We start from the raw sequence: 25384 nt of genomic DNA on the forward strand, positions 1-25384 counted from the left end.
AGTGGCGCTCACCTCTAGCCAGTCTAGCCAGTTTCTCTAAACGTTAGCACGGGAGGTCGCGATAAGCGATCTCGAATGGCCGATTCCACGGGCGACTCGTTCAACTCTCATCCACCCCGCTGAAATCGTAGTCCATGACAGCGCTCGGGGGCTGGACGAAGGGGCCTTGGAGTAGATCGACACCGGCGCGGCACAGACGCGCGATGGTCTCCGGGCTATCGACTCCACCGGCGATCACGGCAAGACGCCGTTCACGCAGACGCTGAACCAGCTCGGCGAGCAGCTCGACGTCGAGCGACTGGACCAGGGTGCGCGAAAGGCGCGCGAAGGCACCCGGGACACTCGCGAGCACCCTCTCAGAAGCATCGTCGGCATCGACGCCGTTCAGACAAACCGGGATACCGAGCCGAGCCAATCGAGCGACGCGGTCGGCTGCGAGAGCCGTGTCGGCGGCCGCTTCATCCACCTGAAACTGGATGACGGGTCGCAAGCAAAAAAGGTCGCGCCGGTTGATCTCGTCGCGAACCCGGTCGACCCAATCATCGCGTCCCGCGCCGACGAGCGATTGGTACAGGAAAAGCTGTGCCGGCCGGCCGGCGTCTCGGCAGGCTGCGAGAGCGTCCAGAGCATTGGCCAAGAGCCAAGCGTCGAGTCGCTCGGCCAGTCCGCAGCGCCGTGCGATCGGCATGAACGCGGCCGGCAAGAGAAGCTCGCCGTCCGAGGTCTGCAGGCGCGGCGAGACCTCGTAGCGCGCACTCGGTGCCGGGATCAGGGACACCATGGGTTCGAAGAGCAGTTGCAGCCGTTCGGTCAGGATGGCCGTCGACACGGCGTCCTGGTCCGAGGTACGGGCAGGCACGGGATCGCAACCGTAGCCCAGTGGCAGACCATCACCGGTTTTTCGGGCCGAACGCGCCGCCTTGGCCGCCCGCGACATCAAGGTGACGGCGTCCCCGCCGCTGTTCGCCAAGGTACACCACCCGATTCCGACGGCGCGACCGGGATCGGATGCGAAGCCGGCCCGAGACAGCGCCTCCGCGAGCTGCACGCCGGCGCGTGCAAGGCTTGCCGCGTCGTCGCGTCTTATCAGGACGGCCAAACTGCGCTCGCCGACGCGCGCGGCCAGATCGGAGGCGCCGCACGACTCGGCAACCGCGACGGCGAGACGCATCAGCGCGGCCTCCTCGCCGGCAAGATCCAGCACGACCAGCGCACGGCGATCCGCGTCCGCCCCGCCTCGACCGATGAGCTGCCCGAGGCGCCCCAGGAGGCGTCCGAGACTCGCGAGCCCCGTGAGTGCATCGATGGCATCCGGACCAGCCTGGCGCCGTGCGCGCTCGCGTGCGCGCACCAGTCGTTGTCTCACGCAGGCGACGAGATGATCCGGTGCGACGGGCTTGGCGAGGAAGTCATCGCCCCCGACACGCAGGGCCGCCATCTGTTGCTCGGCATCCAATTCGGCGGAGAGAAAGATGATCGGCAGATCGGCGAAGCGGTCCTGCTCGCGGATGATGCGGGTCAGCTCGATGCCGCTTGCTCCGGGCATGTGCAGATCCATGAGCACGAGATCCGGAACAAAGGCGTCGAGTGCGTCCAGTACCGCGAGCGCATCGCCCACGCGCTCGGTCAGCATGCCGGCGGATTCGAGCACACGTGCGGCGAAAAGCGCGGCCACCGGCTGGTCGTCGACCACGAGCACACGATCGGAAGAAGCCGCCTGCTTGCCGGCCAGATTCAGAAGCCGATCGCTCAGCTCTTCGATCTCCATCGGCATCTGCAGATACGCCGTGGCGCCTGCGCGCATCGCGGCAAGTCGAAAGCGGATGTCGCTCCCGGACGCCAGGCAAACCAGCGGGATCGGCTGTCCGTCGCGCTGCTGTGTATGCGCGATAAGGACGCCGAGCCTGTCTGCATCGGGGAGTGCGTCGAGATCGACGAGCAAGAGCGCCGGCGAGCTCGGGTGTGCGCCGGTCAGCCGCTCGGGCGTTTCGAAGGTTTCCAGCATGAACCCCTGCGCGAGCAAGAGCGGCCGAAGCGGCGTCGTCAACTCGGCGTTGCGGGTCAGGAGCTGAATGGCGGGCGCGGATCCGGCATCGGCGATCGTCTGATTCATGGTCGTCGGTCTCGTCCAGGGTGGGCCGAGACCTCGAACGCACACGCCGACGCGGCGCGCTCGGCCCGAGGTCATCGGTGCCGAGGATAAACCGAGCACATTACGTGAACAACTCGCGAATGTACTCGCGAGCTTGGGTGCCCGACATCAATAGCCGATGCGCGGGGCTCCCACGCCGAGCGCCTCGACCAGCCCAGCCGCAAAGCTTGCGCCGATGCGTCGCGAGAAGCTCTCGAAGAGATCGCGTTTCTTGGTGTAATCGACCAGGGTTTCCGCGCCGATCACGTCGCGTGCAACCGAGCTGGAGCTGCCCAGATCATCGACCAAGCCCAGCGCGACCGCCTCCTCGCCGCTCCAGAAGAGTCCGCTGAAGACCTCCTCTCCGCCCTTCAGGCGATCACCGCGGCCGGCTTGGACCTCGGCGATGAACTGGTCGTGCAGGTTGTCGAGAACCGTCTGGATAAATGCCTTCTGATCCGGCGGCAGCGGCGAGAAGGGGTCGAGGATCCCCTTGTTCTCCCCGGCGGTGAGCAGTCGCCGCTCGATCCCGAGCTCCTTGATCGCTTCGTCCAGACCGAAGCTGCCGATGCGCACGCCGATGGAGCCGACCAGGCTGGCCTTGTCGGCGTAGATCGAATCGGCGGCAACGGCGATGTAATAGCCGCCCGAGGCGCAGATGTCGGTCGCCACGGCATACACGGGCATCTCCTTGTCGTTGTCTTCCTGGTACTTGGCCTTCAGCCGCTTGATTTCGTCGTTGATATAGCCGGCCTGGACCGGGCTGCCGCCGGGGCTGTTGATGCGCAGGATGATGCCCTTGACCTTGTCGGCCTCGAAGGCTTCGCGCAGGGCCGTGATCACCCGATCGGCGCTCGCGTCGGCCTCGGGCGCGATGACGCCCTTAATGTCGATCACGGCCGTGTGCTCCTCGCTCGGCGAGATGCGCTCGAGCAGGTCTTGGGAATAGGCCGCGATCAGCAGTCCGATCAGATAGACCAAGATCAGCGCCTTGAAAAAGACGCCCCAGCGACGACCGCGACGCTGCTCGCGCAGGTGCTCGAGCGCAAGCTTATTGATGAGCGCGCGCTCCCAATCGGGAGCATCGGGCGACGGCATCTCGTCGCGCGGCTTGGTCCAAAACTTCCAATTCATGGGTGACTCCAGGGATTAAACCGCGCCCGGCGCGGTATGCGATGTTTCGGATGAGATCGACGCCGGCAGACTTGACGAGCGTTGGAGTCGGCGCGGTTTAAGAGATTAAAAAATAAGTTGTTATAAACCGCTTCCCCGCTAAGAGGCGTGGATGCTGACACACCTCGAGCTCACTCGAAAACGAGCATCTCGCTCTGGACACGGCTTAGGCCTTGGGTCTCGACGACATGCGGGCGGCAACGCGGCGTCGCGGTCTCGGCTCAGCGCATGCCGTAACCGGTCAGCCAGGCGGGCAGCGCTGCGATGTCGTGGATGCAGTCGAGCGGGGCGTGCGGCAGAAGACGCTCGACCGGGTGGACACCGTAGGAGACGGCGAGTGCCTTGGTGCGGGCATTCACGGCCATCTGCATGTCGTACTCGGTGTCGCCGATCATCAACGTGGCGGAGGCATCGGCACCGAGCTCGTCCATCAGCTCGAGCAGCATCTGCGGGTTCGGCTTGGAAAAGGTCTCGTCGGCGCAACGGGTCGCGTGAAAGAGTGCACCGAGACCGGTGTCGGAGAGCGCCTTGTCGAGTCCGACACGACCCTTGCCGGTGGCGACGGCCAAGCGGTAGCCCGCGTCCGCCAGCTGATTCAAGGTCTCTCTAGCGCCGGCGAAGAGCACGGAGGGCGTCGGATCGATCTCGAGAAAATAGCGGCGGTAGCCGGTGACCAGATCCCGGAGGGTCTGCGGTTCCGCCCCTGGATGCAGCCGCAGAAGTGCCTCGTCCAATCCCAGTCCGATCACGTCGCGCGCAGCCTCGCGGGCCGGCGGCGGCAGGCCTAGATCGCCGAAGGCAGCCTGGAGACAATTGACGATCCGTGCCTCGGAATCCATCAGGGTTCCATCCCAGTCGAACACGATCAGGTCGAAGGTCACGCGGCGGGCTCCAATGCAGACAGAAAGCGTTCGAGGTCATCGGGCAGGGGCGACTCGACACGGTGGGCTCGCTCGGCCCCTTCGAGTTGAAAGCTCAAGGCAGAGGCGTGCAAAAACAAGCGGGCCAATCCCTGAGCCTTGAGTGTGCGATTCGCGGTCTCGTCGCCGTACTTAGGGTCGCCCGCCAACGGGCTTCCCATATGAGCAGCGTGGACGCGGATCTGATGCGTACGTCCGGTGATCAGCTCGGCCTCGACCAGGGTGAGTACGCCCGAGTCCGAGCGGAAGCACCCCAAACGTCGAAACACCGTGCGCGCCGGCTTTCCGTCGTCCGGATCGACCTGGACCATCCGCTCGCCGCCCTGCAGCACGTTCTTCTTCAGCGGCGCGTCCACGCCCACTGTCGGGCGCTCCAGCTCCCCGACGATCAGTGCCAGATAGCGCTTGTCCATCCCGCCTTCGCGGATCAGCTCATGGAGCTCGCGCAGCGCACTGCGTCGCTTGCTGATGAGGATGCAGCCGGAGGTTTCGCGATCCAGGCGGTGGACCAGCTCCAGCTCGCGGCCGGGCCGCAGCTCGCGCAGGGATTCGATGAGACCGTAGCTGAGGCCGCTCCCGCCATGGACGGCGAGCCCGGCGGGCTTGTCGATCACCAGCAGACGCTCGTCTTCGTAGAGCACGGCCTCCGCAAGCGGGGCGAGACGCGACGCCGGCACCCGGGCCTGCGTCCCCGGGAGGGCCGTGCGCACAGGCGGGATGCGCACCAGATCACCCGTGCGCAGGCGATGACTGGCCTTGACCCGACCCTTGTTGACGCGGACCTCGCCGCGTCGCATCACCCGATAGAGATGGCTGCGCGGTACACCCTTGAGGTGGCGCAGGAGAAAGTTGTCGATGCGTTGCCCATCGGACTCGGCATCGACGCAGAGCACGCGTACGGCCGAATCATCCCGCGGTAGCGCAGGCTCGGGACGCGGACGCTCGGCAACCGCGGGCCTCGGGCCGGAGCGCTCGAGCTGTGTGCGTCCGGGTCCGGCACGCTTGGAGCCAGCCGGCTTGGAACCGGTGGTTCCGGGGTCGGCCCTCCGGGAGACAGGGCTTTTCGGGCCGGCACCGGCGGAGGCACGACTCTTGGCCCCGGGGCTCCCGGCTGCAGCGCTCTTGGAGCCGCTGCGCTCGAAAGCCGGGCGACCCCGGGAGACATCACGGCCTCCTGCCGCGCGGGCGGGTGCATGCTTGCTCGGACGGCGATCGGCACGGGGATGGGATCGATTCACGAATGATGGCGCCTGCCTGGGTGGCTTAATTGATGCTAAATAAGGTTTACTGATACACTTGGATGCTTGCGCTGGCCCGCGGAAACGCGATTTTTCCCGGAGCGGCGAGCGCAGCGAAGGGTCGGTCACGATGCCGGAGCGAGCGAGGCAACATCTCCTCGGAAGGCCCCGACCCCCATGCCGGCATCCGATGTCGAAGCAGGCCGATGTGCGGGATCTCGAGTGGTGTCGCGGACTCGTTACGTCGAGTGACCGCGCATTCTACACCCTGTGAGCGCCGCGCGCCTCGCACGACGACAGAACCAGCGCAGCCGGCGCCGACCTCGCCGCTCCCAGGATCGGCCCCTCCACACGGGCGGGCGGATCAGGTGCGAGTGCCCGATTGGGCGCTCGTCGACGACCAATCACTACTGATCACGCGCGTGCCCGTCAGGGTGGCCCAAGAGCCCGCCCGACCGGACGCTGCCGACGCCCTCGGGCCGATTCGTCGGCCCGAGGGCGTCACGCCGAGCCGCCCGCGGTTTTGCCGGGGCGCACGGCGAGCAGTCCCCGAGACGGGAAACGCGTCGTGGTGCGGAAGACAACCCTATGAAACGCATGCTGATCAACGCAACTCAGCCCGAAGAGTTGCGTGTTGCGACCGTCGACGGTCAACAGCTCTACAATCTGGATATCGAGTCACCCGGTCGAGAGCAGAAAAAGGCCAATATTTACAAAGGCATCATCACCCGCGTCGAGCCCAGCCTCGAGGCTGCCTTCGTCGACTACGGCGCCGATCGGCACGGTTTCCTCCCGCTCAAGGAGATCGCGCGGGCCTACTTCGAGCCCGACAGCGTCAAACCCGGCTCGCGCGTCAGCATCAAGGAATCGGTGCGCGAGGGCCGCGAGGTCGTCGTCCAGATCGACAAGGAGGAGCGCGGCAACAAGGGCGCAGCACTCACGACCTTCATCTCGCTGGCCGGGCGTTATTTGGTGCTGATGCCCAACAACCCGCGCGCCGGCGGGGTCTCGCGGCGCATCGAGGGGCAGGACCGCAGCGAGCTGCGCGACGCCATGAGCCAGCTCGAGATCCCCGAAGACATGGGCCTGATCGTGCGCACCGCGGGCGTGGGCAAGAACGTCGAGGAGCTCCAGTGGGATCTCGACTACCTGCTCCAGCTCTGGAAGGCGATCGAGACCTCGGCGCAAGACCGCAAGGCGCCCTTCCTCATCTATCAAGAGAGCGACGTCATCATCCGCTCGATCCGCGACTATCTGCGCGTGGACATCGGCGAGATCCTGATCGACAACAAGGCGGTCTTCGAGCGGGCCGAGAGCTTCATCCGCCAGGTGATGCCGAGCAATCTGAAGAAGCTCAAACTCTACCAGGACGAGGTCCCGCTCTTCACCCGCTATCAGATCGAGAGCCAGATCGAGTCGGCCTTCCAGCGCGAGGTGCGCCTGCCCTCGGGTGGCTCCATCGTGATCGACCACACCGAGGCGCTCACCTCCGTGGACATCAACTCGGCGCGCGCCACCAAGGGCGCGGACATCGAGGAGACCGCGCTCAACACCAACCTCGAGGCGGCCGACGAGATCGCACGCCAACTGCGTCTGCGTGACCTCGGCGGACTCTTCGTCATCGACTTCATCGACATGACGCCGCCGAAGAATCAGCGCGAGGTCGAGAATCGGCTGCGCGACGCGCTCAAGCACGACCGTGCCCGGGTGCAGGTCGCACGCATCTCGCGCTTCGGTCTACTGGAGATGTCGCGCCAGCGCCTGCGCCCGTCGCTCGGGGAATCCAGCCAGCAGGTCTGCCCGCGCTGCAAGGGTCAGGGGACAATCCGCGGGGTCGAGTCGCTCGCGCTGTCGATCCTGCGCATCGTCGAAGAAGAGGCGATGAAGGAGAGCACCCACCGTATCGTCGCCCAGCTGCCGGTGAGCGTCGCGACCTTTCTGCTCAACGAGAAGCGTCGCGGCATCCTGGAAATCGAGCAGCGCCAGGGTGTGGAGGTCCTGTTGCTTCCGAACGAGGCGCTCGAAACTCCGGAATACCAGATCGAGCGCGTCCGGACCCAGGATGCAGGCAAGCTCGTCCCGGATCAGTCGAGCTACGAGCTAACCGCAGCCTCGGAGACCAAGATCGCCCCCTTCTACGCCAAGCTCGGTCAACCCGTGCAGGCCGAGGAGCCGGCGGTCAAGCAGGTCTCGCCGGCGACCCCGGTTCCCCAACGCTGGACGCCGACACCCCAGCCCGAAACACCCGTGCGTCGCGAGGCGGAGCGCGGCGAGCCCGAGAGCCTGCTCAAACGCATCTGGACCGGACTCTTCGCGCCGCGCCAGCCCGAGGCAGAGGCCCCCGCAACCCGCAAGCCAACCGCAGAGGAGCGTTCTGCGCCCGAGACCGCACCGCGTTCGCAGCAGCCTCGACACGCCGCCGATTCGGGCGAGCGCCGCAGCCAAAGCAGACCACCACAGACCCGTCGCGACGAATCGCCGAGGGACCGCGGGCGGCAGGAACAGGGTCGGCACAGCCGAGCGGCACCCGAGCAACAGACGCGTTCCGAGCCGAACCGCAGCCGGACCGACGGCGGACAGGTCAGTGAGGCCGTCTCGGCAGCAGATCCGACGCGACCCGAGACCGAGGAGCAGACCCAGGCCCGCCGCGACGGCGAGACACGCTCGCGCCGGGGAGGCTCGCGCGGACGCGGACGGCGTAGCTCCGGATCGAGCGAGGGCGGCCGTCCCACGGGCGAGGCATCGCGCGATCAGGAAACCCGCAGCGACGAGGGCTCCGGCGAGCGCAGCGAGGCTCGGCAGCGGGCCGAACGCCAAGGCGAAGAGACGCCGACGACCGGCAGCGATCGATCAGCCGCGCCGTCGCGCGGAAGTCGGCCTGAAGATCATCCGCTGATGATCGCACCCGTCGGCGAGACCGCCGTGCAGAACGGCGGAGCGGGCACAGCCTCGACGGATTCGATCGATCGCGGACGTCCGGCAGGACGTGCCGAGGAGGCGCACCTCGGCGAACACCCCGAGGGTACGGACAACGCCTCGGACGACACCTCCGACACCGGCACCGAGCCGGGGCAAGACGGCAATGCCGCACCGGCCGGCGAACGGCCGCGGTCCTCGCGTCGTCGTCGCGGCGGGCGCAATCGCCGACGCTCTTCGGCCGGCTCAGAGGCAAAGGAGGGCGCAGCGGACGAGGGCGGAAGCACCGAAGGCGCTTCGGATCCGACCGCGGACCCAATGCCCCCGCAGCCGCACGATCGGCCTGCGGCGCACGCGGGATCGATCGAGGCGGCCTCGACACCGCGCGAGCATCGACCTGACCGACATGTCCGCGAAGGCGCGGTCGTCTCGCAGGGCGAAAGCACGCGCAAGGAGCCTCGACCGGACGGATCGAGCGCCGAGGCAACGATGCCGAGCGAGCGAACCGCACCGATCGTGCATGAGGCTCCCGCCGGCGAGCCGACCGCGCCGATCAAGCATGAGGCCCCGATAAGCGAGCCGACCGCACCGGTCAAGCACGAGGCCCCGGCGAGCGAGCCGACGGCCACGACGCCTCGCGAGGCGCCTGTCGCCGAGACGGCCCAACCTCGGACGCCGGCCGATCCCCCGGTCGGAGCCGGCGCGCATCGCGATGGGACCGAAGGCGTCCAGAGCGAACGCAGTGCATCGGCGGGCACCGACGATCGGTCGCCGCCGCAGCCCGAGCCTGTCGCGCCGACACCCGCCGGGGGAGCGGCCACGACGTCCGAGCCGATCGAACCGAAAAGCGGCACCTAAACCGCGTCCGGAGCGAGATGCTTATTCGCGAGTGAGATCGACGTTTGGTGCATCCACGACCTTTAGCGGGGACGCGGTTTAAAAGGATATATTTTTTAATAGCTTAAACTGCGCCGACTCCAACGGTCGTTAGATCTGCCGGGGCCGATCCCATCCGAAAACATCGCATACCGCGCCGGGCGCGGTTTGACCGCGCAGCAGTCGTGGATCCGCGTCCTCGCGCGGCGCGGATCAACCGACCGAAAGCGCCTGAAACCGTCAACGCAGGATCCGGCTCATCGGGGTCATCATGCTCGGACTGTTTTTCGAGAGCCTGACCGATTTAATCCGTCTGACCTATCGGACATTCGTACCGGCTCCGGGCCGTCCCCGGCCCAGCGCCAAACGCATGCTGGTGATGAGCGGATTCATTCCGCTCTTCGCACTTGTCCAAGGGATTCACTGGATCGGCTTCCTGCTCGACGAGATCTTCTACCGCGGCTATCGCCGTGTCGCGGTCCGCGAGCCGCTGTTCGTGCTCGGGGTACCCCGCAGCGGGACCACCTATCTTCATCGCGTCATCGCGCAGGACACCGCGCTGACGACCTTCTCGACCTGGGAATGTCTCTTCGCACCTTCGGTGACGCAACGGCGTTTCTGGCTCGGCCTCGGGCGGATCGATGCGCGCGTCGGTCGCCCCCTCGGGCGGATGCTCGACTGGATCGAGCGACACGCCTTCAAGGGCCTCGATGCGGTCCACGCCATGCGCTTGAGCGACCCGGAGGAGGACTACTTCGCGCTCATGCCCGTGCTGGCCTGCTTCATCCTCGTTCTGCCCTTCCCGCACTCGGATCTGTTGTGGCGCATGGGCCTGTTCGACCGGGACATGCCGGAAGCACGGCGCGCACGGTTGATGGACTTCTATCATCGGTGCCTGCAGCGACATCTTTACGTCCAGGGTCCCGAGAAGCGGCTCTTGTCGAAGAATGCCGCCTTCGCCCCGCTGGCCGGCAGTCTCGCGGCGCGCTTCCCGGACGCTCGCTTCATCGTCTGTCTGCGCGAACCGCACGCCACGCTCCCGTCTCAGCTGAGCTCGCTCGCGGCCGGAATCGACTTCTTCGATGTCCTGTCAGCGACCCCCGATTTTCGCGAGCGCTTGACCGAGCAACTGGGCTTCTACTACAAGAATCTGGAAAGGGCCTTGGGAGAACTTCCCGAGGAGCGTTGCGTATGGGTTACGATGCGCGCGTTGCAGTCGGACCCGGCGTGTCGGATGCCTGACATCTATGCGCAGCTCGGGCTCCCGGCGAGCTCGGAATTCCGCGCAGCAATCGCTCGCCACGCGGCCGAGGCCGGAACCTACCGAAGCGCTCACGGCTACAGTCTGGAGCAGTTCGGACTCTCTCGAGGGGACGTCGATCGCGATCCGGGACCCGTCTTCGCGCGGCTTGCCGCTCGGTCGGCATGGACCGCGGCCGATGCATCGTCGATGCACCCGGGGGCGAGACCCGGCGACGATCCCATGGGCTTATCCTCAACCAGGACACCCGTGCGCCATGCTGAACCTATCCACTGCGGGGACCAGTGTTAGGACACCCGTGCAACCCTGCACCGCCGAGCTGCGCGTTGCCATCGTGTCCGACGCCGCACCCGAGCGCAACGGTGTGGGTGCCTATTATCGCGACCTCGCCGACCATCTCAGAGGCGCCGGGGTTCGCGTCGATTTGGTGGCCCCGCGCTGTCGCGCGGGATCCTGGTCCGGAGGTCTGACACTCCCGCTGCCCGGCGACCCGACGCAGAAGATCGTCTTGCCAGCCCCTTGGCTCGTGAGCCGACGCCTCGATCGCCTGCGCCCGAACGTCGTCATCGTCCCGACTCCCGGCCCGTTCGGCATGCTCGGAATGCACTTGGCCGAGCGCTGCGGGGCGTCGCTGGTGGTCGGATTCCATACCCATTTCGAGGCGCTGACGACGCTGTTCCAGGACTGGGGTTTCGGCGCACGCATCGCCAACGGATACCTCGCTGCCTGTCATCGGCTGCTCTTCGGCAAGAGCGATCTGGTTTTGGCAAACTCGGAAGAGATGATGGGGGTGGCGCGATCGATCGGCGCGCGCCGCGTCAGCCTCATGGCAACCCCGATCCCGCGGCGGTTTCTCGACGTGCCGCCTGTCCCCGCGCGCAGGCACGTCGCTCGCGTGCTTTTCGCCGGGCGTCTGGCACCGGAGAAGAATCTGGACGCCATCGTCGCGGCAGCGCGTCGACTCCCGGACATCGAGTTCCTGATCGTCGGCGACGGCCCCCTGCGCTCGTGGGTCGAGGAGCAGTGCCGAGGCTTGCCCAACCTCGGACATTCCGGCTGGGTCAGCCGCAGTCGGGTCATGGCCCTGATCGACGAGATGGACGCCTTGATCCTGCCCTCGACGGTCGAGTCGTTCGGCACCATTGCGCTCGAGGCGATGGCGCGGGCACGCCCGGTGCTGGTGTCCTCGGCCTGCGGCATCCTGAGCTGGGATCTACTGAGCCGAGGCATCTTCCGAATCCAAGAGGGCGAGCACCTTGCCGATGCCTTGGCGCGGCTGCGTGACCTGGACCCGGCCATCCGCGAGCGCAAGGCGCGTCTGGGACGCGAAGGCGCTCGGGAGATCAACCAGCGCAACCTGCAACATTGGCTCGCCGTCCTATCGGGCGACTATGCCGAAACAGTCGATGTCAAACGCTGAGCCCACAACCGGCTCAAGCGCCGGACAGATCCGCGCGCTGGTCTCGGTGCACGACGTCATGCCCGAGACCCTGCCGCAGGTCGAGCGCATCCTGGCTCTGCTCGACGCCGAAGGGATCGCGCCTGTCACTCTGCTGGTGGTTCCCGGTGCCGGCTGGAGCAGCGAGGGGATCGAGCGGCTGCGCGGATACCAGGCGAGGGGCTGCGAGCTTGCCGGCCACGGCTGGGTCCACCGCGTGGAGCGCGTCACCGGATTCGCGCATCGCGTGCATTCGCATGTCATCTCGCGCAATGTCGCCGAGCACCTCGCGCTCGACCGGATCGGCATCCAAAACCTGATCGCGCGCTGCCACGCCTGGTTCGTCGACCGGGGCCTCGGTGCTCCGGCGCTCTATTGCCCGCCGGCCTGGGCGATGGGCCCCATTCCGCGCACGACGCTCGCAAGCCTGCCGTTCACACGCTATGAATTATTCAGCGGTGTCCTCTCGGCCCAAACCGGACGGATGCATCCGGTCCCGCTCACCGGCTACGAGGCGGATACCGCCCTACGCACCCTGGCCATCCGGAACTGGAACCAGCTCAATCGTCGGCGCGCCGCCCGGCGGGGCTGGATCCGCATCGGGATCCATCCCCACGACCTCGACCTGCGCCTCGCCGAGGATCTGCGTCGGGACCTTCGCCACTTTCGGTCTCATGCCGGTTACTCCGAGGTCGGTGCGGGCTAAACCGCGTCGACCGCGCCTCGTTCGTATTGCAATTTCTTGTTTTCCTTCGTGTCCTTTGCGCCTTTGCGGTTCCGAACGCCGGATTCAGGCTCAAGGACGCGGTCTAAACGAGATGCCGCTGCAGCAGATCCTCCAACAGCCCTTGAGATGCCGCCTCGACCAGATCGAAGACCTGATCGAAACCGCGCGCTCCTCCGTAATAGGGATCGGGCACGTCCCGCACCCCGAGATCGGGTGCAAACTCCATAAAGAGCCGCAGCTTGGACTCCATCCCCGCGGGACAAAGGCTCGCCAGGATGCGGTAGTTGTCCCGATCCATCGCCAGCACATAGTCGAAGGACTCGAAATCGGCGGGCTCGGCGAGACGGGCACGCAGATCGCCGATATCGATCCCGCGCTCGAGCGCGGTCGCACGCGCGCGCCGATCGGGCGGCTCACCGACGTGATAGGCATGGGTGCCGGCGGAATCAATCTCCACGCGATGCGACAAGCCCCGCGCGACGACCAGCTGTCGAAAGACACCGTGCGCCGTGGGGGAGCGACAGATATTGCCCATGCACACGAAAAGCACCCTGACCTTCTGCGATTCAGCCTGTTTGGATTCACTCATGATGGTCTTGCCCCGACGAAGTCGATCATGGCTGGTATGATATACCGGCCTCTTACGAATATTTCGGTGCAGTGCCGATCCTGCGCAAGGCGCAGCAGCGCCCGGGTCCCGGCGACGGGACCGCGGGGCCGCAGGTCGACTCGAGCACCGGATTAACTGAAGGACGCGGCTTCGATGGAGAACACGCCAGACACGGCCACGTTGGCCGATCAGATCGTCTCGTTGTCGGAGGCGTTGGCGCGCCATCGGCTTGAGTTTCAAGCGGCCGAGAGTGCGCTCGTGACGCGAATCGCGGATGTCGACGACGACCGACGGCTGACCACCAATCGTCTGCAGCGCGCCTGGCAGACCCATCACGAAGAGACCAACGCCAGACTCAAGCATCAGGCATCGGTCTTTATCGGAGCACTCCTGTTGGTCGCCGCCTTGCTCGGTGGCGCTTTGTTCTTCGTCTACGGCCAGCTGGATGCCGCGCAACGCACGCTGATCCAAGACGTTGCCCGGCTGCGTGTCGACTACGAGCAGCTCGCTGCCGTCGCGGCCCAAGATGCGGCCTTGCAGGAGGGATTGGCGGATCTGCGCGCCTCGGTTGCGGCGATGTCGGAGTCCTTGCCCCCGCGCGGCGAGGCCACGGAACCGCAGGCGCCAAGCGAAGAGTCGGCATCCACCGATCAAATGCAGGTAGGGCTCGCCCCCGAGCCAACCGATGACACTGAACCGACCGACGACACGATCGCGATCACCGCCGAGGAGATCCCGAGCGTGCCGGCCGAAGCCGAATCGGCGCCGATCGCGCAAGCGGTAACCGATGCCGAGGCATCGCCGTCTGCGGCCGCGACTCGGGACGAGACCGCCCCGGAGCCAACCCAAACACCGGAGGACGTCGCCGCTCAGGAGGCCGAGCCAGCTGCCGTGCCCTCGCCCGAGCCCTCATCTGAGACAGTCCCCGAGGCCGCCCCCGAACCCGACCCTGCGTCCGACCTCACGCCGAGCGCGTCACCGACCGGCGACCCGTCCCCGGGCAACGAGGATGCCCGGCCACAGAGTATCGAGCCGGTTGCGCGGACCCTCGAAGCAAATACCGAACAGACGCAGCCGGTTTCGGCTCGTGTCCTCGACGAGTCCGTGAGTGTCGGGACTACGCCGTTCGCACTGCAGCTGATCGGCTTTTACTCACTCGACGAGCTGCTTGATTTCGCGCGCCGCGAAGAGCTGCCGGCCCGCGTTTATTTCCGCGAAGAGAGCTACCAGGGCCGGCCTTGGTTCGTCCTGATTCACAGTCTTTATTCGGGCTACTCCGACGCATCCGCCGCCATCGACAGGCTGCCGACGGAGCTGGCGATACTCGACACCTGGATCCGAAGCTTTCCCCCCGAGACCAGGCTCGGAATCCTCCAAATCGAGCGGTAGCCGCTTTCGGCCCGACCGCTCCCGACGGATGGTACGCATGTATGTATTGTTGCTCAGTATTCATGGCTTGATTCGCGGACACGACCTCGAGCTCGGTCGCGACGCGGACACCGGCGGTCAAACAAAATACGTGGTCGATCTCGCCCGTGCGCTCGCCGAGCGCCCGGACATCTCACGTGTCGATCTTGTCACCCGGCGAGTCATCGATCCTGCCGTCAGCCCGGATTATGCCGAGCCCATCGAGGCCCTGAGCGAGAAGGCGCGCATCGTCAGGATCGACGCCGGACCCGAAGGTTACATCCCGAAAGAGCAACTCTGGGACCATCTCGACGGCTTCGTGGACAATCTGACCGCCTTCCTGCACGACGAAGGCCGTTGGCCGGGGATCATCCATAGCCATTACGCGGACGCCGGTTACGTCGGCGTACGGCTCTCCAACCTGGCCGGCATCCCCTTGGTCCACACGGGTCATTCATTGGGGCGCGATAAACGCCAGCGCTTGCTCGCCGCCGGACTCGACGGCGAGCAGATCGATGCACGCTACAATATGGTCCGCCGCATCGATGCCGAGGAGAGCGTTCTGGGCACGGCGGATCTGGTCATCACCAGTACCCACAACGAGATCGAAGAGCAGTACGCGCTCTACGATTACTACCAACCCGAGCGCATGGTCGTCATCCCGCCGGGGACCGACCTGGTTCAGTTTCATCCGCCGACCGAGAATGATCCGCCGATCGGTTTGACGGCGGACGTGCACCGCTTCCTGGACGAGCCGGACAAGCCTTTGATCTTGGCGCTTTCGCGCGCCGATCACCGCAAGAACATCGTCGCGCTGCTCGAAGCCTACGGCGAATCCCCCGAGCTTCAGGCACTCGCCAATCTGCTGATCATCGCCGGCAACCGGGACGATATCCGCGACCTCGACGAAGGCGCGCGGACTGTTCTCACCGACGTCTTGCTGACCATCGACGCCTACGACCTCTACGGCAAGATCGCGGCCCCCAAGCATCATCGCTCCGAGGAGGTGCCCGAGATCTATCGGCTCGTCGCCCGTTCCGGCGGTGTCTTCATCAATCCTGCCCTGACCGAGCCCTTCGGACTGACCCTCTTGGAAGCCGCGGCAAGCGGACTGCCGCTGGTCGCCACCGAGAACGGCGGTCCGGTCGACATCATCGGCAACTGCAAAAACGGTCTCTTGATCGACCCCTTGGATCGCCGGGCCATGGCCGACGCCCTGATCCGAGTCCTGAGCGACGAGAATTTCCGCCGCAAGCTCATCCGAAACGGTCTGACCGCCGTGCGCGACCGCTACTCCTGGCAGGCCCACGCCGAGACCTATCGCGAACGCGTCGCCCCGCTCACCAAACGGGCCGAGCCGATCCCGGGCACGCCGCCCTTGCGCCGAAGGCTCATCTACCGCGACCGCGCGCTCTTCACCGATCTGGATCAGAGCCTGCTCGGCAACAGCGAGGGGGTAAGGCGGTTCATCGAGATGATGCGGACCAACAAGCGCTGCGCGAATTTCGGGATCGCGACCGGCCGCCGACTCGATACACTCCTCGTCGAGCTGAAACGGCACGGCATCCCGGTCCCCGACGTCATGATCACCAGTCTGGGGACCGAGATCCATTACAGCGCCGCCCTGGTCGTGGATGACTTCTGGAGCGAGCATGTGGATCATCTCTGGAATCCACGGGCGGTGCGCCGCGCCTTGGAGGATGTGCCGGGTCTCGTGCCACAACGCCGAACGGAGCAGAGTCGCTTCAAGATCGCCTACCACTACGACCCCACCGTTGCCCCGCCGGTCGACGAGATCACCACCCTGCTGCGCACTCGCGAGCTGACGGTGAACGTGATTCACGCCTTCGGGCAGTTCCTCGACGTTGTGCCGATCCGTGCGAGCAAGGGCCAAGCACTGCGCTATGTGGCCCATCGATTCGGGATCCCGCTCGAGCACATCCTGGTCGCCGGCGGCTCGGGCGCGGACGAGGACATGATGCGCGGCAACACGCTCGCGGTCGTGGTCGCGAACCGGCACCACGAGGAGCTCTCCCAGCTCGTGGAGATGGACAACATCTACTTCGCTCAAGAGGCCCACGCACTCGGCATCCTGGAGGCCATCGAGCACTACGACTTCTTCGGGACCTGCAGCGTCCCCGGCGCCAATCCCGGCGCCGGCCAGGGCACGGTTCAGGACGTCCCCGGTACGGCATCATGAAGCCGCTGTTGCTCTGTACGGACCTCGACCGCACCCTCGTCCCGAACGGGGCTGAACCCGAGTCGCCCGACGCACGCCCGCGCTTTCGGCGCTTCGTGTCGCGGCCGGGGGTCACGCTCGCCTACGTGTCGGGCCGCCATCAAGGACTGGTGCGCGAGGCGATCGCCGAATACGACCTGCCTGTTCCCGACGTGGTCATCGGCGACGTCGGGACCAGTATCTTCAGGGTCACGACAAGCGACTGGGAGCCGCTCGCGGACTGGCAGGAGGAGATCGGTCGCGACTGGGCCGGCATCGGTCGCGACGGACTCGCCGAGCGCTTGGTCGATATCGATCTTCTGCGGCTTCAGGAGCCGGAGAAGCAGGCGCCTTTCAAGCTCAGCTACTATGCCCCCGTCGATGTCGACAGCGGCGCGCTTAAATCCGAGGTCGAGGCTCGCCTGGCCCTCTCGGGGGTGAACGCCAGCCTGATCTGGAGCATCGACGAGGCGGCGGAGATCGGGTTGCTGGACGTGCTGCCCGCGGGGGCGACCAAGTATCACGCCGTGGATTTTCTCATGCGCCGACTCGGTCACGACGAGACCACGACCCTCTTCGCCGGCGACAGCGGCAACGATCTCGAGGTCTTGGTCAGTCCGATTCCTTCGGTGCTGGTCGCCAACGGTCACCCCGAGGTCCGCGAGCAAGCACTGCGTCTCGCCGCAGCCAGCGGGCAGGCCGACCGACTCTACTGCGCACACGGCGGCTGGTCGGGGATGAACGGGAATTACAGCGCGGGTATCCTCGAAGGGATCGCCCATTTCCGGCCGGATCTCGCGACCGCACCGGGCATCGACGCCGGATAACAGACGAACCGACGAGACAGGAGCCACCCCATGTCCGATGCCTCAAACGAGCAACCGATCGTCGACATCTTCGGAGAGGTCCTCTTCGACTGCTTTCCCGGAGGTCGACGCGTCCTCGGCGGAGCGCCTTTCAACGTCGCCTGGCATCTACGTGCCTTCGGGGCCGCGCCGCGACTGATCAGCGCGGTCGGGGACGATCCGCAGGGCGAGCAGGTGCGCCGCGCGATGCAGGACTGGGGGATGGACACGAGCAGTCTTCAAACCGATCCGGATCATGCGACGGGGGAGGTCCGGGTCATGCTCGAAGACGGCGAGCCGACCTACGAGATCATCCCCGATCGCGCCTTCGACCATATCCGCGCGGACGACCTGCCGCCTGCCGGGGAGCTGCTCTATCACGGCACCCTGGCCCTGCGCCGCCCCGTCTCCGCAGCAACGCTGAACGCGCTCAAGGGCCGCGGACACGGTATACGCTTCCTCGACGTGAATCTTCGCGATCCCTGGTGGTCGCTGGACGTGACGCGCGGCCTGTTGCAGGATGCCGACTGGGTAAAGCTCAACCGCAGTGAGCTGGTTCTTCTGTCGGACGGCTCGGGCTCAAACGACGCCGACGCCGATGCCGACGATGGGCAGCTCACCGCGCTGGCGTCGGCTTTCCTCGCGCAGCACGGGCTCACCGGGCTCGTCGTCACGCTCGGCGGCGACGGCGCCTTCGCACTCGGCCGCGAGACCGCCCCGGTGCGCGTCGCACCGGCGCCCGCGCTCGCGGTCAAGGACACGGTCGGCGCAGGCGACGCCTTCGCATCCGTGCTCATCCTCGGAATCATTCGAGGCTGGCCGCTCGCGACGACCCTGGAGCGGGCCCAGTCCTTCGCCTCGCGCATCGTCGAGCAGCACGGCGCCACGGCTGCCGATCCTGCACTCTATGGGCCTTACCTTAATCAATGGGGTATTTGAACCGCGCTCGGCAGTTCATACGCGGGTCGCCACCCACCGACACCGATCATTTCCTTGCGAGGATCGGCGACGCGCGGTTCAAAGATTCAAATACTTAAATGATCTTGAACTGCGTCTCCGCCGAGACGACGGGTCGCCTCCGGGCCCATAGAACACGATCGACAGCACTCACACACTCCGGACGCAGTTCAAATGTACGAACAGGTTTCTCATGCCCTTCTCAACGACATCCTCGACGAGCTCGATCGCGAGATCCGTCGCGAGGATCTGCGGCATTTCTACACGCGCCTCGGCGCCAATTTTTACGCCATCTACTCGCTCTTTTTCCATCTCTACGGGCATCGCGAGGACTTCAAGACCCAAATGGTCAGCCTCACCGAGCGCCTTGCCCGTGCCTACATCGGCCGCCCCGCGGCGCTCAAGCAGCTCGACATGGCGCGCGAGGAAGACCACAACTGGTTCCTGAGCCAGGAATGGGTGGGCATGGCGCTGTATTCGGACGGTTTCGCCGGCAATCTGCAGGGACTCAATGACCGCCTGCCCTACCTTCAGGAGCTGGGGATCAATATGGTCCATATCATGCCGATCCTCCGATGTCCGCAGGGCGCGAGCGACGGCGGCTACGCGGTGAGCGACTTCCGCGACATCGACCCGCGTGCCGGAACGGTCGAAGATGTGCGCACGCTCGCGGACTCCATGCGTCGGCGCGGCATGTTGCTCACGCTCGACGTGGTGGTGAACCACACCTCCAACGAGCACGAATGGGCACAGCGCGCCCGCGAAGGCGATCCGGAGTACCAAAACTTCTACTACTGCTTCTCCAACCGCGACGTCCCGGACATGTTCGAGGCGACCATGCCCGAGATCTTCCCGGAGACCGCCCCCGGCAACTTCACCTGGGACGAGGAGATGGGCAAGTGGGTGATGACGGTCTTCAACAACTATCAATGGGACCTGAACTATTCCAACCCCACCGTCTTCATCGAGATGCTCGACATCATCCTCTTCTGGGCCAACCAGGGGGCGGACATCGTGCGGTTGGACGCCGTCGCCTTCCTCTGGAAGAAGATCGGCACGACCTCGCAAAACGAGCGCGAGGCACACCTGATCCTGCAGCTCATGAAGGACTGCTGCCAGGTGACGGCGCCGGGCGTGCTCTTCATCGCCGAGGCGATCGTGGCCCCATCGGAGATCATCAAATACTTCGGAGAGGATGCGGTCATCGCCAAAGAGTGCGAGATCGCCTACAACGCCACCTTCATGGCCCTGCTTTGGGACGCCGTCGCGACCAAGAACGCCAAGCTGCTGAACCAGGGCATCAAGAGCCTGCCGAACAAGCTCGACCGTGCAACCTGGTTGAACTATCTACGGTGTCACGACGATATCGGCCTGGGTTTCGACGACGCCGACATCCGCGCCTGCGAATACGACCCCTACTCGCACCGTCGTTTTCTAGTGGACTGGTACACCGGCGCCTTCGAGGGCTCGCCGGCGCGCGGACGCCCCTTCGGCGTCAATCTGAAGACCGGCGATGCCCGCATTGCAGGCGCGCTCGCCTCGCTCGCGGGTCTCGAGTCGGCGCTCGAGGCCGAGGATCAACATGCGATCGATCAGGTCGTGGATCTCATCCTGATGCTGCACGCGATGATCCTCTCCTTCGGCGGCATCCCGCTGCTCTGGTACGGAGACGAGATCGGTACGCTCAACGACAACTCCTTCCTCAACGACACCCACAAGGCAAGCGACGCACGCTGGGTGCATCGCCCGCGCATCGACTGGGCGCGCGCCGAACGACGTCACCTCAGCGGTACCGTCGAGCGCCGTCTTTTCGACGGTCTGAAACGGCTCATCGCCGTTCGGAAAGACACGCCGGCCTTCGCCGACTTCAACAACCGCGAGCTGATCGACGTGGAGAACCCGCACCTCTTCGTCTTCCTGCGCACCCACCCGAGCCTGGCCGTGAACTCGGTCCTGGTCGCAGCCAACTTCGACGCCAAACCTCAGTATCTGGATCTCGACACCTTGAATCGACGCGGACTCTTTCGTTATGGACAGATCATCGATCTAGCCTCGGGCGACACACCCGCCGTCTTCAACAATCGGGTCGTGGTCCCGCCCTACCACTTCTACTGGCTGGCGAACCAGCGCCCGGGGGCCCTACTTAATGATCCCTTCGGTGTGAGCCGGCACCCTTGATATGCCTGCGCCTCGACTTGTCCGCCGGCTTCCTGCTGCCGAACGGTGCCATCCGCTCGCCCGATCTGGCCCGGGTCCTGCGCGAGCGACTGGTCACGATCCGCCCGAAGCAGAAGCGCCGATTTCTCCCGCTGGTCCCGGACGTCGTAATCGAGCTGGCCTCGCCGACCGACGACAGCGACGGCCTACACGCCACGTTGCACTAATGGCGACAATGGCGTGCGCCTCGGCTGGCTGATCCTGCCCGAGCAGCGCCAAGTCTGGCGCTACGCCGGCACCGGCGAGCCGGTCTGTCTCGACAACCCGGCACAGATCGGCGACGACGCCCTGCTGCCCGGCCTGGTGCTCCCGCTCGTCCGCATCTGGGAGCCGGGATTTTGATCAGGATGCGTTCTTTCTATTTTTTCGGAGGATAGGCTGCGCCGATCGTATACGAATCCCTGACGATCCTGCGTTTAATCACGCAATGCGTGCCTACAAGACTTGCCCCCGGTGCCCCGACTCCAGGTACCCGGTCACATCTTCGCCCGTGTGCTCCGCGAGGCGCTTGCTGGAAACTCCTTCAAGGCTTTGTTCATAAGCGCGGCCAAGTCCGAGTTCATAGCTTGGTAATAGACGTGCAGGGATTTGGCAGGATCCTCGAAATTTCATACCCTTGGAAGTGCAAACTAACCGAGGGGTCGGAAAGATGTTCGAAGATCCTGCCGAGATTGACTTTAGACCAAGCGCGAGCGCTGCGCTACCCGGCCATTCGAGACTCGGCCGTGGGATCGGTCGTGACGCGACGCACACGCTTGGAGCAAGCCGAGTCCATCGCGGCGGCCGAGACACGGCTGGCGACAGGGGAGACGCAACGCGGCGTGGCCGCGGATATGGGTGTCGCGCGCAGCACCCTGCGGGGATGGTGCCGGGACGTCCCTCACGGGGATTCCCCGGCGGGCTTGACGGCTTTCGCACGCACTCCGGAGGGGGTCGCTTGGTTGCATCGGATGGTGTTGGCGGCGCATTTCAGCATCACGTTGCGGGCGGCGGGCGGCACCCGGTTGGTGAGTGAATTCCTGGAGCTGAGCGGACTGTCGGCCTTCGTCGGGGTCAGCGACGGCGCGCAGCATGCGCTGAATGCCGCCCTGGAAACGGCCGTGGTCGCGGTGGCCGCGGAGCAGCGCACGGCGCTCGCCGAGGGCATGCCGGCGCGTGCGGTGACGGTATGCGAGGACGAAACCTTTCATCCGGGGATCTGCTTGGTGGCCATCGAGCCGGTGTCGAACTTCATCCTGCTGGAGCACGACGCCGCGGATCGCACTGCGGCGACCTGGACCGCGGCGCTTCAGGGCGCCTGCACGGGGCTCGCCGTGGAGGTGATCCAGAGCACCGCCGACGAGGCCAAGGCGTTGCGCCGGCATGCCGAGACGGACCTCCGTGCGCATCATTCCCCGGACCTCTTTCACGGCCAACACGAGGTCTCCAAAGCCACGTCCTTGGCGCTGGCGCGCGATCTGCGCCGCGCTGAAGCCGGCGTCGCCGCCGCGCAGGCGCACTGGGAGGCCGAGCGCGCGGCACAGCAGGCGTTCGAGGCGCGCATGCCGCGCCCGCGCGGGCGTCCACCCGCCTTCGAGACCCGCATTGGGGCCGCCCTGAGCGCGCTGGTCGCCGTCGAAGCCGAACGCGACCGCGCACGGGAGCGGCAGAGCGAGGCGCGCGCATTGATCCGCGAGCTCGGCGTGCTGTATCACCCGTATGATCCGGTGGATGGACAGACCCGGCCGGTGGAGCGCGTGGCGGCGCGCTTCACCGACGTCTGGACGCGCCTGAAAGGATTGGCCGAGGCCGCCGAGCTGCCCGAGCGCGCTCGCGAACGCATCATGAAGGCCGAGCGCCTGACCGTGCAATGGCTCGCCACGCTCGCGTTCTTCTTCGCCACCGTGACCGCCAGGGTCGAGGCCCTCGCACTGTCCCCGCAGCTGGAAGCGGCAGTCCTCGAGCAGCTCATCCCCGCCCTCTATCTTGAGCGCGTCGTCGCCCGCAGCACCTCGGCCGAGACCCGACACCGCGTACAGGCGGTGAGTAGCGCGTTGTTCGACGCGCTGCGGCGCGCCGATCATCCGCTGCAGCGTCTCGCGCCCGAAGACAGGGCTCGGGTCGAACAGGTCGCCGGCGCCTGCGCCGATCTGTTTCAACGCAGCAGCTCCTGCGTGGAAGGGCGCAATGGCCAATTGTCGCTGCATCACCACGGCCGTCATCGTTTGAGCGACCGCAAACTCGCCGCGCTCACGGCCGTGCACAATTTCCACATCCGCCGCGCCGACGACACGACCGCCGCCGAGCGCTTCTTCGGGCGGACACATCCCGCGCTGTTCGAGCAACTCCTCCTGCGCGTGCCCTTGCCGCCGCGACCGCGACGCCGACGGCCACGCCCGCCGAAACGACCCTATCTGATGCCGGTCGCGGCCTGATGGCGGTGGACGGGATAATGAACAAGGCCGAAAAGCAGCTGCAAGAAAAGAGAAAAGGGGCTCAATTATGAAGAGCGGAAAAACCAACCAATTCGCCCAACCCGCGGCTCGGCTTAGCTGCCGGTTTTCTTGAGCAGCAAACGAGGGCTCCGGGTGACCACTTTGCGCTGAGACTTCGCTTGGCGATCCCTCAGCGCCTCGCAAATCCGGTCAAGGTCGTGACCGTACTTTTCAGCGTGCTCGGCACGGAATTTCCGAATTTCTGCGACGATTGGATCTTCACGCATGATTCATGCACCTAACTCTTCGGGTGAACAAAGAACCGGACAGACGAAACCTCGGCGCTCAATAACCGTGGCGATTGCTTGTTTGGTTTCGGCGTTGTTGATGTGCTTGAAGTTCCAGGTAAGCAAGTAGTCCATGCCTGATGCCGCAGCGATGGCGATATGAAGGGCGTCCTCCTCGCTGTTCCTCGGCACAGCGCCAAGCGCGATCAAGTCCTTGGCCAAGAGGTTCGCTTGATCTGTGATATCCAACGCGGGGACTTCATCAACAAGAGCTAGCCGCGTCTGGGCTGCTTTCGGGTCTCCCTTGGAAATCTCGTCTTCGACAAGCGTTGAGATGAACACGTCGTACTGACGGCGACGTGCGTCCCACCACTCGGCCGTAATTGCTTGCCGCGCGGCGACAACCAGATCGCGACTTGGCCTGGACGCCAAGTAGCTGATAACCGATGACTCGATATAGACCGTAGCGGTCAAATTTCGATGACTCCCGTTGGGCTAGCGCACGCAGCTAACGTGACGTGTAGGCGCAGACGACGAACCGGACCGCTTTTCCCCCGCCATCAAGATGGACTCGGGGCGTCTGGGCATAGGGAAAGCTTAGCAGAAAGCGAACGTGACCCATTTTCCCCTGCTTTTCGCACCTTGGGCGAGGATGTGCCATGGCGCGCCTCGAGACGAAGGCTCAGCTCGCGCGGCGCCAGTTGGCAACGGCGCCGTCCAAGCTCGCTCGGATGCTCGACAGAAGCCGCTCGATCGGTTTCTTGCGGACGCTGTACTTGAGCTTGAGGAGGTCCATGTCCTCGGTTGATGCCAGCAGAAAGTCGTCGCTGGTCTGGATGGCATCCACCAGACCCAGCTCGACGGCGCGTTGGCCATGCCAATACTCGCCGGTGGCGACACGGTCGAGATCGAGCGCGGGGCGATAGGCCGCGACGAACGACTTGAAGAGTGCGTGTGTCTCTTCCAACTGCTCGCGCAGCTTTTGGCGACCCTCGTCGGTGTTCTCGCCGAAGATGGTCAGGGTGCGCTTGTATTCGCCGGCGGTATGCAGCTCGAAATCGACCCCGTAGCGTTCCAGCAGGCGATGAAAATTGGGCAGCTCGGCCAGCACGCCGATCGAGCCGATCACGGCAAAGGGCGCGGCGATGATGCGCTCGGCCACACAGGCCATGAGATAGCCGCCGCTGGCGGCGACCTTGTCGACCGCAACGGTCAGCGGGATTCCTTTATCGCGGATACGCGCCAATTGCGACGCGGCCAACCCGTGATCGCTGACCAGACCGCCCGAGTTGTCCAGACACACCAGGACCTGATCGCCGTCGCGGGCCTCCATCAGGAGCGTCGTGACCAGAACCCGCAAGGCGCCGACCTCGCTGGCGCGTATGTCGCCGTTGAACTCGATCACGAAGAGCCGCTTACGATCGGCATGTCCCGCCTTCTCGCGGGCCTTCTCCTCCTTGTGCTCGGCCTTGCGATACGCCTTGAACGCCTTCTTCGACATCGAGAACGCCTTCAGCTCCGAGCTCAGCTCGCGGTAGCGCTGGTTGAGATCGGTGATCTCCAACTGCTCGGAATCGGCGTGCCCACCCTGTCTCAGCCGCAATGCCAGAATCAGCAGCACGCCGATTCCGAGTAGGATCGTGATCGTTTTGGCCAGAAACAGTCCGTACGCGAGCAGGACTTGAATGAGTGACTCCATCAGCGGCAACTCCTCGCCCGGAAATTTCGTGACTGTTGCGCAAGCCCGCG

The 25384-nt window shown here is 65.4% G+C and carries 20 protein-coding genes; 12 read left to right on the plus strand and 8 right to left on the minus strand.

The genetic code is table 11. The features are described from left to right. Nucleotides 1–100 precede the first annotated feature (100 nt). The 4 genes from BLV04_RS02735 to BLV04_RS02750 form a co-directional block, all read right to left on the minus strand. Nucleotides 101–2113, minus strand: a complete 2013-nt coding sequence (locus tag BLV04_RS02735) for an EAL domain-containing protein (RefSeq protein ID WP_175534465.1) — start codon at nt 2111–2113, stop codon at nt 101–103. 147 nt (nt 2114–2260) lie between these two features. Continuing rightward, on the minus strand, nt 2261–3265 hold the full coding sequence (locus BLV04_RS02740; protein WP_093027932.1) for a S49 family peptidase: 1005 nt from the start codon (nt 3263–3265) through the stop codon (nt 2261–2263). A 260-nt stretch (nt 3266–3525) separates the two neighbouring features. Continuing rightward, nucleotides 3526–4185 carry an HAD-IA family hydrolase gene (locus tag BLV04_RS02745; protein WP_093027934.1) on the minus strand — a complete coding sequence of 220 codons (660 nt, stop codon included), beginning with the start codon at nt 4183–4185 and terminating at the stop codon, nt 3526–3528. Further along, a complete protein-coding gene (locus BLV04_RS02750) occupies nt 4182–5462 on the minus strand; it encodes an RluA family pseudouridine synthase (protein WP_342721886.1) in 1281 nt (426 codons plus the stop codon). Before BLV04_RS02750 ends, BLV04_RS02745 begins: the two co-directional genes overlap by 4 nt. Before the next feature lie 588 nt (nt 5463–6050). On the opposite strand from BLV04_RS02750, the gene rne reads away from it, so the two are divergent. From rne to BLV04_RS02770, 4 genes are all read left to right on the plus strand, one after another. Further along, nucleotides 6051–9236 (plus strand): ribonuclease E, encoded by a 3186-nt coding sequence (gene rne / locus BLV04_RS02755; protein WP_093027937.1) that lies wholly within the window; start codon nt 6051–6053, stop codon nt 9234–9236. A 289-nt stretch (nt 9237–9525) separates the two neighbouring features. Next, nucleotides 9526–10806, plus strand: a complete 1281-nt coding sequence (locus tag BLV04_RS02760; protein WP_093027939.1) for a sulfotransferase family protein — start codon at nt 9526–9528, stop codon at nt 10804–10806. Continuing rightward, nucleotides 10772–11935, plus strand: a complete 1164-nt coding sequence (locus tag BLV04_RS02765) for a glycosyltransferase (RefSeq protein ID WP_245731687.1) — start codon at nt 10772–10774, stop codon at nt 11933–11935. Before BLV04_RS02760 ends, BLV04_RS02765 begins: the two co-directional genes overlap by 35 nt. Beyond that, complete coding sequence (locus BLV04_RS02770) at nt 11922–12659, plus strand: DUF2334 domain-containing protein (RefSeq protein WP_093027943.1); 738 nt, start codon at nt 11922–11924, stop codon at nt 12657–12659. The genes BLV04_RS02765 and BLV04_RS02770 overlap by 14 nt, the downstream gene beginning before the upstream one ends. Nucleotides 12660–12762: 103 nt before the next feature. Here the strand turns inward: BLV04_RS02770 and BLV04_RS02775 are convergent, their stop codons facing one another. After that, nucleotides 12763–13269 carry a low molecular weight protein-tyrosine-phosphatase gene (locus BLV04_RS02775; protein ID WP_093027945.1) on the minus strand — a complete coding sequence of 169 codons (507 nt, stop codon included), beginning with the start codon at nt 13267–13269 and terminating at the stop codon, nt 12763–12765. 174 nt (nt 13270–13443) lie between these two features. Here BLV04_RS02775 and BLV04_RS02780 point away from each other — a divergent pair, with 174 nt between their 5' ends. The 8 genes from BLV04_RS02780 (at nt 13444) to BLV04_RS02810 (ending at nt 23348) form a co-directional block, all read left to right on the plus strand. Then, a complete protein-coding gene (locus BLV04_RS02780; RefSeq protein WP_093027947.1) occupies nt 13444–14679 on the plus strand; it encodes an SPOR domain-containing protein in 1236 nt (411 codons plus the stop codon). Nucleotides 14680–14716: 37 nt separating this feature from the next. Beyond that, nucleotides 14717–16897 (plus strand): HAD-IIB family hydrolase, encoded by a 2181-nt coding sequence (locus BLV04_RS02785; protein ID WP_093027949.1) that lies wholly within the window; start codon nt 14717–14719, stop codon nt 16895–16897. Further along, nucleotides 16894–17742, plus strand: a complete 849-nt coding sequence (locus BLV04_RS02790) for an HAD-IIB family hydrolase (protein ID WP_093027951.1) — start codon at nt 16894–16896, stop codon at nt 17740–17742. The genes BLV04_RS02785 and BLV04_RS02790 overlap by 4 nt, the downstream gene beginning before the upstream one ends. Nucleotides 17743–17772: 30 nt before the next feature. After that, nucleotides 17773–18699: a PfkB family carbohydrate kinase gene (locus BLV04_RS02795; protein WP_093027953.1), complete on the plus strand. Its 927-nt coding sequence runs from the start codon at nt 17773–17775 to the stop codon at nt 18697–18699. Between the two features lie 192 nt (nt 18700–18891). Then, a complete protein-coding gene (locus BLV04_RS02800; RefSeq protein ID WP_093027955.1) occupies nt 18892–20895 on the plus strand; it encodes an alpha-amylase family glycosyl hydrolase in 2004 nt (667 codons plus the stop codon). Continuing rightward, the gene (locus BLV04_RS02805) at nt 20892–21101 is read left to right on the plus strand and encodes a Uma2 family endonuclease (protein ID WP_093027957.1); all 210 of its coding nucleotides are present in this window, start codon (nt 20892–20894) and stop codon (nt 21099–21101) included. Before BLV04_RS02800 ends, BLV04_RS02805 begins: the two co-directional genes overlap by 4 nt. Before the next feature lie 13 nt (nt 21102–21114). After that, complete coding sequence (locus BLV04_RS24765; RefSeq protein ID WP_175534466.1) at nt 21115–21276, plus strand: hypothetical protein; 162 nt, start codon at nt 21115–21117, stop codon at nt 21274–21276. Between the two features lie 395 nt (nt 21277–21671). Beyond that, the gene (locus tag BLV04_RS02810; protein WP_093028410.1) at nt 21672–23348 is read left to right on the plus strand and encodes a DUF6399 domain-containing protein; all 1677 of its coding nucleotides are present in this window, start codon (nt 21672–21674) and stop codon (nt 23346–23348) included. 113 nt (nt 23349–23461) lie between these two features. Here the strand turns inward: BLV04_RS02810 and BLV04_RS24770 are convergent, their stop codons facing one another. The 3 genes from BLV04_RS24770 to sohB all read right to left on the minus strand — a co-directional run bounded on the left by BLV04_RS24770 (nt 23462) and on the right by sohB (nt 25334). Further along, nucleotides 23462–23635, minus strand: coding sequence for a hypothetical protein (locus tag BLV04_RS24770; protein WP_175534467.1), 174 nt, complete (start codon nt 23633–23635; stop codon nt 23462–23464). 3 nt (nt 23636–23638) lie between these two features. Then, nucleotides 23639–24109: a type II toxin-antitoxin system VapC family toxin gene (locus BLV04_RS02815; protein ID WP_093027959.1), complete on the minus strand. Its 471-nt coding sequence runs from the start codon at nt 24107–24109 to the stop codon at nt 23639–23641. A gap of 208 nt (nt 24110–24317) precedes the next feature. Continuing rightward, nucleotides 24318–25334 (minus strand): protease SohB, encoded by a 1017-nt coding sequence (gene sohB, locus BLV04_RS02820; RefSeq protein WP_093027962.1) that lies wholly within the window; start codon nt 25332–25334, stop codon nt 24318–24320. Nucleotides 25335–25384: the final 50 nt, after the last annotated feature.

The sequence above is a fragment of the Thiocapsa roseopersicina genome (genome assembly GCF_900106925.1).
Taxonomy (GTDB): domain Bacteria; phylum Pseudomonadota; class Gammaproteobacteria; order Chromatiales; family Chromatiaceae; genus Thiocapsa; species Thiocapsa roseopersicina.